The organism is Paenibacillus sp. OK003 (genome assembly GCF_900109515.1).
Taxonomy (GTDB): Bacteria; Bacillota; Bacilli; order Paenibacillales; family Paenibacillaceae; genus Paenibacillus; species Paenibacillus marchantiae.
The window spans coordinates 48,165-61,367 of record NZ_FOBD01000005.1; the positions used below are offsets into that span (position 1 = coordinate 48,165).

Annotated in this window: 10 protein-coding genes; 7 read left to right on the plus strand and 3 right to left on the minus strand. The window is 46.7% G+C overall.

The annotated features are described in order from the left end of the window. The first annotated feature begins 6 nt into the window (after window positions 1–6). From BMW94_RS08910 to BMW94_RS08920, 3 genes are all read left to right on the plus strand, one after another. Window positions 7–924 (plus strand): ketopantoate reductase family protein, encoded by a 918-nt coding sequence (locus BMW94_RS08910; protein ID WP_302847998.1) that lies wholly within the window; start codon window positions 7–9, stop codon window positions 922–924. Window positions 925–1,189: 265 nt separating this feature from the next. Continuing rightward, complete coding sequence (locus BMW94_RS08915) at window positions 1,190–2,365, plus strand: alanyl-tRNA editing protein (protein ID WP_090997237.1); 1,176 nt, start codon at window positions 1,190–1,192, stop codon at window positions 2,363–2,365. A gap of 76 nt (window positions 2,366–2,441) precedes the next feature. Then, a complete protein-coding gene (locus tag BMW94_RS08920) occupies window positions 2,442–3,746 on the plus strand; it encodes a DUF1963 domain-containing protein (protein ID WP_090997240.1) in 1,305 nt (434 codons plus the stop codon). A 423-nt stretch (window positions 3,747–4,169) separates the two neighbouring features. Here the strand turns inward: BMW94_RS08920 and BMW94_RS08930 are convergent, their stop codons facing one another. Further along, on the minus strand, window positions 4,170–4,745 hold the full coding sequence (locus tag BMW94_RS08930) for a GNAT family N-acetyltransferase (RefSeq protein ID WP_090997246.1): 576 nt from the start codon (window positions 4,743–4,745) through the stop codon (window positions 4,170–4,172). A 183-nt stretch (window positions 4,746–4,928) separates the two neighbouring features. On the opposite strand from BMW94_RS08930, the gene BMW94_RS08935 reads away from it, so the two are divergent. The 3 genes from BMW94_RS08935 to BMW94_RS08945 all read left to right on the plus strand — a co-directional run bounded on the left by BMW94_RS08935 (window position 4,929) and on the right by BMW94_RS08945 (window position 9,018). Beyond that, on the plus strand, window positions 4,929–5,384 hold the full coding sequence (locus BMW94_RS08935) for a GNAT family N-acetyltransferase (RefSeq protein ID WP_090997250.1): 456 nt from the start codon (window positions 4,929–4,931) through the stop codon (window positions 5,382–5,384). A 358-nt stretch (window positions 5,385–5,742) separates the two neighbouring features. After that, window positions 5,743–7,083: an amino acid permease gene (locus BMW94_RS08940; protein ID WP_302847999.1), complete on the plus strand. Its 1,341-nt coding sequence runs from the start codon at window positions 5,743–5,745 to the stop codon at window positions 7,081–7,083. Window positions 7,084–7,263: 180 nt separating this feature from the next. After that, complete coding sequence (locus BMW94_RS08945; protein WP_090997258.1) at window positions 7,264–9,018, plus strand: methyl-accepting chemotaxis protein; 1,755 nt, start codon at window positions 7,264–7,266, stop codon at window positions 9,016–9,018. Window positions 9,019–9,215: 197 nt separating this feature from the next. On the opposite strand, the gene BMW94_RS08950 is transcribed toward BMW94_RS08945, so the two are convergent. Both BMW94_RS08950 and BMW94_RS08955 read right to left on the minus strand, forming a co-directional pair. Continuing rightward, window positions 9,216–9,725: a GNAT family N-acetyltransferase gene (locus BMW94_RS08950; protein ID WP_090997261.1), complete on the minus strand. Its 510-nt coding sequence runs from the start codon at window positions 9,723–9,725 to the stop codon at window positions 9,216–9,218. A gap of 184 nt (window positions 9,726–9,909) precedes the next feature. Beyond that, on the minus strand, window positions 9,910–10,677 hold the full coding sequence (locus BMW94_RS08955; protein WP_139209325.1) for an AraC family transcriptional regulator: 768 nt from the start codon (window positions 10,675–10,677) through the stop codon (window positions 9,910–9,912). 192 nt (window positions 10,678–10,869) lie between these two features. On the opposite strand from BMW94_RS08955, the gene BMW94_RS08960 reads away from it, so the two are divergent. Beyond that, window positions 10,870–13,191 carry a glycoside hydrolase family 127 protein gene (locus BMW94_RS08960; protein ID WP_090997264.1) on the plus strand — a complete coding sequence of 774 codons (2,322 nt, stop codon included), beginning with the start codon at window positions 10,870–10,872 and terminating at the stop codon, window positions 13,189–13,191. Window positions 13,192–13,203 lie beyond the last annotated feature (12 nt).

Below are 13,203 nucleotides of genomic sequence, written 5' to 3' on the forward strand. Positions count from 1 at the left end.
AAAGGGGTGATTGTTCTGTCAGTAAGACAAAATAGAATTTTAATTTATGGTGCAGGGGTTATAGGCAGCATATACGCAATGAGATTCATTGAAGCAGGGCTTGACGTTACGATGTTTGCACGTTCTAATCGATTTAGAACATTGAAAGAAAATGGCCTGCAATACAATGAAAAAGGCGCCGTTAAATCTATAAAAGTCAATGTTATTGATACGCTTGAAAATGATGATATATATGATTTTATTTTCGTTACAGTTCGTTATGATCGATCCGAATCAGCATTGTTAGCTCTACAAAACAATCAAAGCAAAGCTATTGTTACAATGACTAATAATTCAATTGGATTTTCGTCGTGGCTAGATATGGTTGGAGATAGACTTTTACCCGCTTTTCCCGGTGTTGGCGGACAGATTAAAGAAGGAATATTGTATGCCCGATTTCCACCAAAGATTCTAGTGACTACTGTGTTCGGAGAAATTAGTGGTTTAGTGACTGAACGTGTAGAGAACCTGGCAAAAATATTTAAAACAGCAAAACTTCCCTGGGCAATGAATAAGGATATGAGATCGTATCTAATAACACATTCAGTATCGGACATTGCAATGCTTGGCTTTTTGAAAATTGATAATAAGATCATTGACCCCGATACAGCTAACAACAGAAAAACGGCACATGAAATAACACACACTTTAAAAACATATCTAAGGGCTATACAAAAAGCGGGCGTTGCTATTAATCCCTCTGCATTTAAAGTGGTGCTTACATGTCCAGATTTGATTTTGGATTTCTTCTTTATGCTATGGTTACGAACTAAAATGGTTAAGGATATGATGTTGCCGGACTATGCGAGTAGTGCAAACAACGAAGTTGTGCAGCTGAATAACGATTTATTGAAGTTTTTAAGTCAAAATAATATTACACCCTAAGAACGAAAACAGAGATGTAGGGTTAGTAAGTTGTATCGTCATGCTAATGATACTCACATGACCGCCCCTGTAGCATCACTTGCAGAGCGGTTTTTTGGATATGAAAAGGAATGCTTGCAGGCTGAAACTTGGCTTGTTTATGCCAGATAGTGTAATCTGGATATCAGATACATAAGGATTTTGCATAGATCAGAAAGTGACGTTGCATTCGTTAAAATGCTAAAGCAGCACTCTACTTTGAACGAGAAGGGATCGGGATGATTCGATGACGCAAAAAATCTATTATGACTCGGCATACACACGCGAGTGGCATACACAAATTACAGGCAGAGTGGACAAGGAAGACGGTATATATGTGACGCTGGCAGAGACGGCTTTTTATCCGCATGGGGGTGGACAGCCTTGTGATCTGGGGCAGATCGGCGGCATGGATGTGTTGGATGTAATTAGTGAAGACGGTGTGGTGCTGCACAAGCTGGAGAGTGCACCGGAGCAGAATGACGTGGATTGCCACATCGATTGGCAGCGCAGATTTGATCATATGCAGCAGCATAGCGGGCAGCATTTGCTGTCGGCTATTACGCTGAAGCTGGCAGATGCGATGACGCTCAGCTTTCATCTGGGCACAGATTACATCACGATCGATGTGGCAGCCGAACTGGGAGCGAATCAACTGGCTGCAATTGAAATGGAAGTTAATCAGCAGATATACCGGAATGCCAGAATCAGCAGTTCATGGGTCACTGCGGAAGAGGCGGCACGTCTGCCGCTGGTGAAGCAGCCTTCCGTAACCGAAGATATTCGCATCGTGGAGATCGAGGGCGTGGAATATAACGCTTGTGGTGGAACACATGTGTCAGCCACAGGAGAGATCGGAATTATTAAACTGTTGAAAACCGAGAAAGTGAAGGGCGGCACCCGGATTTATTTTAAATGCGGATACCGTGCACTGAATGAGTTCAGCGCCGCGCAAAGCGTGCTGACCGGAATTACAGCCAAATTGAAGACCAGCCGGGAAGAGCTTGCGGATCGGATCGATAAAATGGAAGCAGAACAAAAGCAGCTGCAAGCAGAGTTGAACGTGGTGAAAGCTTCCAATGACGCTTATTATGCGCAGGAGCTTTTATCTGCACGGGAAGGGCTTGTCATTGCCCAAATCTTTGAAGACAAATCGCTCAAGGATATGCAGAGTCTGGCGACCAAGCTGACATCAGAACATGAGGGGCTTGTACTCTTTGTGAGCATCTCGGAGGCCAAAGTTGTATTGGCACAGAACGGGCAGCCGCCGGAGTGGGCTTGTGGACCTTTCTTCAAGGGCAATCTCGGAGCCTACCAGGGCAAAGGTGGCGGCAGCGACAAAATGGCTCAGGCGGGCTTTGCCAGCAGCGAAGATGCGCTCGCATTTTATGAATTTACGAAGGACCAACTGGGACATCACTAATCTACCATCCCACTGATCGACATGATTGAGCTAGTAGAACGTGAAGAAGGATTAAAAGCAGAGGGGGTACCCATAGATGACAGAACGCATTCCGTGCATCCGAGAGGGGTGCCCAAATACGATTTTGCCAGCAACGGCTGCCCGAACAGGTGGTTACTGCATGCCTTGCAAGCAGGAGATGGAACGCGAGGCACATCAAAGATACATTGAAGCCAATCGGCGCGACGTGAACTTGTATGAGGGAATGACGGACCCTGTGGAGATTTTGAAAGTTATGCATACACGCCAGGTTCATGATCCGCTAATCCGTTATGTGGCATACGATCATTCCAAAGAAGAAGTATATCTGTCCTTGTCTGCGGAGCAGCAAGCCCTTATGATCGAGTATGCGATGCAGCTGATTCGTTCAGGGGATGATGATACAGGTAAAGATATACTGGTATATCTGGTCTGTTACCATGATACGTCGTTGTCTGCACAGATTCCTGAGCTGCTGGAGTACGAAATTGACTACCCTGCCATTTTGTATAAGAGTGCCTCGCCGGAAGTACGTGATCAACTCCTGCAGCAGGTGAACACCGATGATGAGAATCGGAATATTCTGTTGCTCATGCTCGCCTATATTGGAGATGAAGTGGTCGTACGTCAGTTCCAGCAATGGAGGCAGTCGCCACCTCGTTGGGCAGATCAGCTGCATGTTGCACCAGAGTACTATACAACCGAAGCCGGTTGGGAGTTAACGATTGAAGGTCAGCGCAGGGATTTATTCATTACCCCAAGTTATTCACTCTATAAAGTAAAAGAGAATGAAGGGGCAGACGACCCATCAATTGGCGATCCAATCTCCATGCTGCTGACCAGTGCCGATACCTGTGAGTGGTGTGGCAGTCAGTTAACAACCTTAATGGATCTGGATGTACGGCATCCAGCATTGCAGGACATTGCTTGGAACAGTGAGCGGCTTCAAGTACAGACATGCGTTAGTTGCAGCTGTTATGGCGTCGTTTATATGGAGATGGATTCAGCAGGTGAGCCATGCTGGAGTGCGCATAATGTGATGCCGATGGGCGCGGATGATCTTGACCCGGACGACGATGTTCAGCTTGCACCGGATGCAGGCCGACAGTTTCGGATTGCCACATCACCACGTCACGCGTTCCATGCCAGTGAGTGGGCGATGGAGCCTTCTACATCCCAGATTGGGGGCCATCCCGGATGGGTTCAGGACGCAGAGTATCCGAACTGTCCATGCTGTTCTTCTAGGATGAGGGCCGTTGGACAAATGGACTGGAGCGAGGTTGAGGAATACGGGGATGGCATGTATTACATGTTCATTTGCGAGCCGTGTCAGATGACTGCGGTATCTTATCAACAATCCTGATGAGGGAAGTAATCATCCGTTGATTTAGCAGACTGTGGAGATTGAGTGGACAGCCACAGACTATAGTAAAAAGGGGTATCTCGTAAGTTATGAACATCACGGGATACCCCTACAGTTATAGCTTGTGGAAAAATGATTGTAGCTCATCAATGAACGATTGTGATTCGCGGAGCTAACCGTTTAACGAACTCAGCGGGTCTTATTGGGCGAATTTGAAGCAGGGTGACATTCTAACGAATTGTAGCCACGCTAGTTCTCTCATTTGCACGGTTTTTCGAAGAACATCGCAGGTTTTTTCTGCAATAGCACTGCTGGAATTCGTTAGAATATCAAATGCCTGTTTACCTTCAGAATAAGGTGTGTACGATTCGTTAGCGTCCCCGGATCTGTTCAAAATAAATTCAGTAACTCCCGCATACATACTTATGCTTGTCCACCCTCCACATGGATCTGATTGTGTGCTTCCCATTCCGGTCGTAGAATTCCCATCCATAAGCGATCATAGCGTTTTCCATCACGATACACGGCTGACCTAGCACGACCTTCCAACTGAAAGCCGACCTTCTCATAGGCACGGATGCCCTTGGCATTATAGGCGATGACATCCAGACCTACCCGGTCCAGATTCAATTCATGGAAGGCATACCGCAACATAAGATTCAACGCTTCCGTTCCGTATCCCTTGTTGCGATGCTCTGCGAGTCCGATGCCAATGGCAAGCTGACCGCAGCGGTTGTTCCATTCAATGCCGTGAATGACAACAAATCCAATCAGTTGTTCATCCTCACGTGTTCGAAGCCGGAAGTAAACTTCCTTGTCCTTCGTTTCGCCTTCATCCTCAAGCTGCTTTTCCGAAAATGGAATGGCAATATCTGTATCCACATTTCGCAAATACTCAGGATCTTCATTCCATTGCAGCATGGTCTGCACATCTTCTGCACGGGGCGGGGTCATTTTCAATCGTTTGCTATAAAACAGATTTTCAGTTGATAATGTCATGATGATCTCCTTTTGGTTTCAGATAACCTCACTATATTGGAAATTTAAGGGTAGCACAACAGACATTCCATTCGTTTTTTTTGAAGGTGTTGTCAGAAAACCTGCCATGGTAGTACTATATATAGATTGAACATGTATTCAGTGTTACAACACACAACAAAATTGTCGGCAGGAGTGGTAGATATGGAGATCAAAGTAGACGATTTGAGCGGTCATCAAGTCATTGGATTAATTGCAGAACATTTGCATGGCATGGCAGCAGATTCGCCGCCGGAAAGCATTCACGCTCTGGATCTGGATGGGTTAAAGAAACCTGAGATTACATTCTGGTGCGCATGGGAAGCGGAAGAGCTACTGGGCTGTGGTGCCATGAAGGAATTGAATTCGGAGCATGCAGAATTGAAATCGATGCGTACAGCATCGGCTCACCTGAGAAAAGGCGTAGCAAGACAAATCCTTGCCTATATTATCGAGGTTGCCAAGGATCGGGGCTATAAACGGATCAGTCTGGAGACAGGTTCGATGGATTCTTTTATTCCGGCGCGCAAGCTGTATGAAGACTTTGGGTTTGTATACTGTGAGCCATTTGCAGATTATAGTTTGGACCCGAACAGCGCTTTTATGACAAAGGAATTATAAATTACTTGATAGGCAGCAAACATAGCAGGAACACAAGAAACCAGTATTCTGTTGCATACAGACCGCTGGTTTTTTGGCGTTTAATGATTGTTTTGCGAAGTGGTGGACTGCAACAAATCATACATAATTGGAGATCGTAAGAAGAGTAGAATGTATTCAAATGAACGAATGGGATTTTATACAGATTGCCTTGTATCATTATGGGGTATAAAACATAGGTCATGTCAGCGACGGTTTGGGATGAATTGGCCGTACGGAACTGCTGGGCTGAGGCATGGACAATAGGGTATACTGGACATTATGTTTATGTAAACATGAAACAGAAATGCAGACGTTTTTTACATCAGGAGGACTTGAATTGGCTCAGACAGAAGGAACATTGCAGAAGAAACTTAAACCAAGACATATTAGCTTTATGGCTATGGGCGGTGTCATTGGAACCGGAATTTTCAAAGGAAGCGCCGAAACGATTGGACTTGCAGGTCCAGGAGTCATTGTAACGTACATATTTGCAGGCTTATTGTTACTGGTTGTCATGGCTGCAATGGCGGAGATGGCTACGGTGTACAAGAACAAAAATATGAAAGACTTTGTGCAGGAAGCGTTCGGCAGCAGAGTCTCCTTTATTATGGGATGGATGTATTGTTTCCTTTGGTTGTCAGTATGTGTGATTGAGGTGATTGCAGCAGGGAGCTTTTTGCAGTATTGGTTCACGGAAGTGCCGCTGTGGATGCTGAGCTTGGCATGTGCGGTGTTTATTATACTGATTAATCTGCTGAGTGTAGGGGTATTTGGGGAATTCGAATTTTGGCTGGCTGGCATTAAAATCGCCATGATTATTATTTTTATTATCCTTGGGGCGGGTCTGATCTTCGGGATCATTCCAAGTGACAACACGCCTTATCTGCAAAATTACACACAAGCTGGTGGATTCTTGCCTAATGGATGGTCATCGGTCTTCTCGGCATTATTGGTCGTCATGTTCTCGTATGGAGGATCTGAGCTGATTGGCTTAACCTTAACGGAGACAGAAAATGCGGACAAGGTGATGCCCAAAATTGTAGGGAACTTTATGCTGAGAATCATTTTATTTTTTACGCTGCCGATTCTCATCATCTGTGGGCTCATTCCGTGGAATGAGCTGGGGCCTGAAAGCAGTCCGTTTGTACAGGTGCTGGCTTCCACGGGACTTCCGGGTGCAGCACATATTATGAACTTTATTCTGGTGACCGCTGTACTGTCTGCTGCAAATTCCGGCATTTACGGCGCATCCCGTATGATGCATTCCATGGCAGTAGGTGGTGAAGCTCCCAAGGCATTATCACATACGAATCGCAACGGCAGTCCGGTAAATACATTGCTGGTATGTGCTGTGATTCTGCTTGGTGGCTCCATGCTGGGACTGTTCGCACAAGATCAGCTCTTCCGCGTGCTGCTGGCGGTTCCGGGGTTTGTCGTGATGCTCGTGTGGATCTGTATTGCCACCTCACAGCTGAAGCTGCGCAAGAGATATCCGGTACAACCGACATTTAAGGTCTGGGGATTTCCCTACGTAACTGGAGCTGCTGTGCTGTGTCTCGGCGTCATTGCAGTTGTATTCGTATTTGATGAGGGCAACCGTTTCAGCATCAGCATCTGTCTAACTGTACTCGTATTACTGATTCTCTGGTCTCTGGTTCGATTCCGGAAGACGGTTTAAAACGACATCTCGGCGTTCGTGCCGAGGTGTTTTTTTATCGTTGTCCTCATCCAATATTTTCTTGCCTAATTCGACAACTTCATATACTATTTTCACATTACATAGTGCTTCAAGCATGTTGTTTTTGGGTAGGGCGTAGTCGAAAAGGCTTACATACAGGCGTGAGAGGAAGAGGATTGGATGGTCGGGTTTTTCAAGAAACGTTTGGTTGTTCGCATTGTTGCCATGGTTACATTGGTCATTATGATTATATCTGCGGGAAGCATGCTGCTTCAGCTGGCGAATATGAAGTTAGCTGCGCAGGAGGCCATATCGAGTTACAATATTCAAATTGCCGAGAGTTATGTGAAACAGCTGGACACAGAGCCATATGTGGAATTTGCCAAAGATCCCAAGGAAAATGACGTGTTCTTGAAGATTCGTGATGAGCTGGATGATTTTCGTATGAGCATCGGTGCGATGTATGTGTATTTTGTAAAAATAGACGATACAGGCACGCCTCTCATTATGGTGGACGGCATGAAAGATGCAGATAAAGCATCACCGATCAATGAAGTGACGGATATCCCAGGTGATGCAGTCCAAAAGCTTCTGCAAGGGAAAACAGCCAGTTCCCCTATCATTCATAATGAGGAGTATGGCGAATACATTTCCTCTTATGCTCCGATTTTGAACAGCAATGGAGCTGTGACAGGTGTAATTGGAATCGATACAGCAGTGTCGGTTATTGGAAGTATTGAGTCAGATATTATGAAATCCAGCATTCCGCTGTATGCCCTGTTATTATTCATTACGCTTGCAGGCATCGCGGTGGTATTGTGGTTCATCGTAAGAGGGCTGCGACCGCTGAAACCGCTGAAGGCAAGCGTCGAACAAATGGCGCAAGGTGAGCTGGCGGAAGCCAACCGAATCCTGACAGCGTATCGCCTGCAAAGTGAGGATGAGATTGGCAGTACATTCAAGGCGATGATTCATATGTCGGGGGACTTAAATAAAATGATCGGTGACATGGTCGCGGGTGTCTCGGTAACTACCGATATTCTCGCGGAATCAACCGAGCAATTCAATCGTGATGCAGAAGACATGCTTGAGATGAATAAGAGCGTTGACCAATCCGTGCAGCAGATCAGACAGGGAGCACACACCCAGAAGCAAGGTGCTAGCGACAGCGCCAATGCGATGGAAGAAATCGCTAAAGGGATTACCGACATTTCAGAGTCATCTACAGCTGTGTCCGACGCTGCAACAAGTGCACTTGCTACGGCACAATCGGGTAAGCAGAGCATGACGCAAATGAAGAAACAGATGGAGAGCATTTCCGCTGTATCCGCTGAAGTTGTAGCCATGGTCCAAGTGCTTAACAACTTCTCGCAGCAAATCGGCGGTGCGCTTCATACGGTGCGGGATTTTGCGAGTCAGACCAAGCTGCTGGCGCTGAATGCTTCAATTGAAGCCGCTCATGCGGGAGAGCATGGAAAGGGATTTGCCGTTGTGGCGGATGAAGTGCGGAAGTTGGCGGAGGCATCAAGCACATCCGTGCAGACGATATCGGATTTGTTGCTCGGCATTCAGCAGGAGTCCCAGCATATCGGATCACAGATGGATATTACCTCGCAAGAGATCGGCCAGGGAGTGACGAGCACAGCAGAAGCAGAGCATGCCTTCACCCAAATGGTTGAGGCATTTCGTGTGGTAACACATCGTATCCAGGAGGTATCCGCAGCAGCGGAGGAGATATCGGCGGGTTCCGAGGAAGCGGCAGCGTCGGTCAATACGATCTCGCAAATTTCATCCGGCGTTTCAGATCATTCGGATGACATTTATCGTTTGACAGGGGAGCAGTCGAGCATGTTCCAGAAGGTGGCACAGACGTCTACCCTGCTGAGGCAGCAAACGATTGAGCTGAGCGAAGCTGTAAGAAAAGTAAAGGTATGACCGACAAGAGCCATGCGAAAATTCCGGTGAAAATCGACGGTTAATAGTTAGGAAAATGAAGCGACTAGCATTTGCTGCTCGATCTCGATTCTTTAGCTCAGAATAGAATAACGCTAAAAAGGGGATGTCCTCCGTCATATTAATGACTTATGGGCATCCCCTTTTGTGTTATCCACGCTTATTACCATTTACGAGAATTATGAATCATAACGGTAGCAGATCGCTTTGCCTCCATCACTCTCGGAACTGAATTCGGGGTCTTCGACAAAACCGAAACGTTCGTATAATCGGATCGCGTTGACCATCTGACCGCCCGTATATAAATACACCGTATTTTTGCCCATGTCTTTGGCAGATTCAACACATTGTTGAAGCAGTTCTCTGGCAATGCCATGACCTCTCCACTTGGGATCAACACCCAGCAGTCGAATAAACGGATAATCAATAGGCAGCTCGAAGTTCGGGTAAGCCTTATGTGCAGTCTCAAACAATTGCACCGTCCCGACAATCCGATTATCTATTTTGGCAATCCATAATTGCTTGATATAAGGATTGCTCGGGGATTCCCGAATATCCTTCAGATAATGTTCCCATTGTTCCTGTGTTTGGAACGTGTCCCGGTACTCGGAGTAACTTTCAATGAGAATATGTACAATTTCTTCATGGTCAGCATCTGTAGCGGGATGAATTGTTACTGCCGTTGTCATCTCAAGTTCTCCTTCTGATCTTGGTTTAATAAGAGATATAGTTGACTTGAATTGTATCACACCTGAAAGTACTGGATTAATTGAAATCTTCTATATATGACTCATGAAATTCTATGAGTTGGTATATCCGCACAAGCACAAGCACAAGCACAAGCACATCCAAGGTTCGTACGTATAAGGTTCATTATAGGCGGTTGAGCTGTGTGGAATACAAATTATTGCGATATTCGGTGGGAGTATTGCCTTCGTATTGTTTGAACATGCGCAGGAAGAGTTTGTAATCCGAAAAACCGCATTGTCCGGCAATTTCTTTCACACTGGCATTGGTATTGAGCAGCATCTGCTTGGCCCGGCGAATCCGTTCCGTGAGGATATAGGTTTTGAGACCAATGCCTTTCTCGCGTTTGACCATTTTGGAGATATAGTCCTTGTTAAAATTAAAAGTCTCGGCAATCTTACCAACCGTAATGTCGGTATGCAGATGAATATCCACCCACTTGCAGATGTGGTCAACGATCGCATTGTGCGGCCGATAACCCGCCTGTGTATTGCGTTCCAGTTCTTTGAGCAGCAGCAGCAATGCCGCGTCTGCTTCTTCCGGTGAGAACGATGAACTATGCAGCAGCTGCTTGAACAGCTGATTGGCAGTAGACGGGACCTGAATAGTCGCATGGGTGGGATACTGGTCGAACTCGTTCTCAATCGAATCATAATGAACCCAGTAAAAGCTGACGGGAGCATCGCTGACCTGATAACCATAATGGGTGCGTCCAGCCCTCAGAAACAGCAGATCATTTGCACGAACCACGAACTGCTCGTCCTCCTCCGCAATGTACATCTCGCCTTCCAACATCAAAATGACCTCGTGAACAGGCATGCTGCGCTTCATGTGGCTCCAATTGCCTTCGGTTATGAACTTGCCGCACAGGTAATGTTCCAATGGCTTTTGCATAGGACGGATTTCTCCACCTTTTCTTGGATTATGAGTCTGATGTAGTTGTATTTTATTTGATAATATGAGGATATTCAAGGCCTGTGAAGAAAGAACGCAAGAGACAATTGGATTGCAACACGGATTTTACCCTTTGTATATCTATAAAAGTATTTCTAAATATCCACTACATACCGAGGAGGCGCGAGCAGAATGATTGAAACCAAAAAGGGATTTCTGGGACCTGCGCATGTCAATCTGTTAAATGGCGTTTTTCAAACGTCACAGGAGGTTGGAGAAAAATATTTGTTATCCCTGGACATTGACCGTTTCCTGGCACCATGTTTTGAGGCCCATGGGTTACCAGCGAAAAAGGAACGATACGCGGGTTGGGAGGCACGCTCGATTAGCGGGCATTCCCTTGGACACTATCTGTCTGCCCTGGCTGTGACCTATCAGGCGACAGGTAATGAAACGTTAAAAGAAACATTGGATTATGCCGTTAGCGAGCTTGCATCCATTCAACAGCATACAGGCAGCGGGTATGTCGGGGGCTTGTCCGAAGAAGCTTTCCGTATTGCCTTTCGGGCAGAGCATATTGGTGGTTTCAACATCGGCGAATACTGGGTGCCTTGGTACAGCGTGCACAAAATCTATCGTGGTCTGATTGACGCTTACAAATTAACGGGCAACGGGCAGGCTCTTGAGGTGGTAACACGGTTTGCAGATTGGGCGGTAGAAGGTCTAAGCCCGATGACAGAAGAACAGATGCAGGTCATGCTTCTATGTGAACATGGCGGTATGAACGAAGTGTTTGCACATTTGTATGGAATTACCGGGAAGTCTGAATACCTTGAGATAGCCAACAAATTCACACATCAATTAATCCTCGAACCGTTGGAGCACAAGCAGGACGATCTTCAGGGCAAACATGCGAATACGCAGATTCCGAAAGTCATCGGTGCAGCCGAAATATACAATCAGGATCATAATCACGAGAGCTACCGGACAGCGGCGGATTTTTTCTGGGATACTACGATTCATCATCGGTCTTATGTATTTGGTGCTACGAGCATTTCGGAGCATTATGAAGCGAAAGGCATGGAGAGTCTGGGCATCAAAACCGGAGAGAGCTGCTGTACCCATAACATGATGCATCTGACGAAGCAGCTCTACACCTGGAATCCCGACAGTGCCTACATGGACTATTATGAAAATGCGATCTACAACCATATCCTGGGCACACAGGACCCGGACACAGGCAACAAAACGTATTTTGCATCAACACTGCAAGGCCACTACAAAATCTACGGTACTCACGATACCGCCTGGTGGTGCTGTACAGGATCTGGCATGGAGAACCCGGGCAAATACGCCGAGGCGATCTATTTCGAGGATGAACAGAATCTGTACGTTAACCTGTATATCGCTTCCCAATTGGATTGGAGATCCCAAGGCATATCGCTGAAGCTCGAAACCGACTTTCCTTATTCGGAAAAGGGTACCCTTACGATCACCGAAGGCAGCGCCTCGGCCAATCTTAGACTACGCGTGCCCTCATGGCTTCAGGAGCCAATGACGGCAACGGTCAACGGGGATACGGCCCATCCGCATACCCGGATGGAACCCGGATACCTCGACATCGAGCGTACATGGACCGCTGGCGATGTTATCACCATCACGCTACCGATGTCGCTCCACCAATACACGTCCAGGGATGATGCACACAAAGTGGCATTCCTGTACGGTCCGATTGTGCTGGCGGGGGCTTTGGGAAACGAAGGGCTGCCTGAGGATACCATCGTGGATGAAACGGCACTGAATCCCAAAACCGCACCTGTACCTGTGATCTGGACAGAGCAGGAGGATGTGCGCGAGTGGATCAAGATCGTGGACGCAAGTACGTTGACGTTTGAGATCAGCAAGGACGTCACCTCGGACGGCAATCCGGTGAAGCTAATTCCGTTCTATGATGTGCATCATGAGTTCTATACGGTCTATTGGCTCTTTAACGATGAAGGGGATGCGCTGGAGAAGGAATTGAATGATATCACCATCGACAGGGTGCAGCCTGACGGTCAGCAGGATGAGATTGGACATCATCTGGATAGTAATTGCCGTGCAGAACATCATAACGGTTCCTATACAGACAGCCACAACAAGCTGCATATGTGGCGAGAAGCATATGGTGTTAGCGGGTCTTACTTCAGCTACCAGCTGGCGGTGGATGGTTCTTCACCGAACTATGTATGCGTGGCATACTGGGGCGGGGATCATTCTCCTTTTGAGCGGGAAGGAACGCGGCATGAAAGAATATTTAGTATCGCCGTCGATGGACATGTGGTCGGTGAACAGCGGATTCATATGAACAAGATCGGCGAAGTATTCTACGTTACCTATGACATCCCTGAGAAGGTAACGTCAGGTAAAGACAGCGTTCGGGTTGCATTCCAGGCGTTGGACGACAATGGTTGTGCCGGTAAAGTGGTGGAGGTACGTACAACGCGCAGCAAACCGGAATCTATCTTCTCGTAAAAGAGGCATTGT

Excerpts from the sequence above, each read along its gene's own strand:
- BMW94_RS08915 (WP_090997237.1), top strand. The coding sequence starts at position 1,190 with ATGACGCAAAAAATCTATTATGACTCGGCATACACACGCGAGTGGCAT.
- BMW94_RS08920 (WP_090997240.1), top strand. The coding sequence starts at position 2,442 with ATGACAGAACGCATTCCGTGCATCCGAGAGGGGTGCCCAAATACGATT.
- BMW94_RS08945 (WP_090997258.1), top strand. The coding sequence starts at position 7,264 with ATGGTCGGGTTTTTCAAGAAACGTTTGGTTGTTCGCATTGTTGCCATG.
- BMW94_RS08950 (WP_090997261.1), bottom strand. The coding sequence starts at position 9,725 with ATGACAACGGCAGTAACAATTCATCCCGCTACAGATGCTGACCATGAA.
- BMW94_RS08960 (WP_090997264.1), top strand. The coding sequence starts at position 10,870 with ATGATTGAAACCAAAAAGGGATTTCTGGGACCTGCGCATGTCAATCTG.
- BMW94_RS08955 (WP_139209325.1), bottom strand. The coding sequence starts at position 10,677 with ATGCAAAAGCCATTGGAACATTACCTGTGCGGCAAGTTCATAACCGAA.
- BMW94_RS08930 (WP_090997246.1), bottom strand. The coding sequence starts at position 4,745 with ATGACATTATCAACTGAAAATCTGTTTTATAGCAAACGATTGAAAATG.
- BMW94_RS08935 (WP_090997250.1), top strand. The coding sequence starts at position 4,929 with ATGGAGATCAAAGTAGACGATTTGAGCGGTCATCAAGTCATTGGATTA.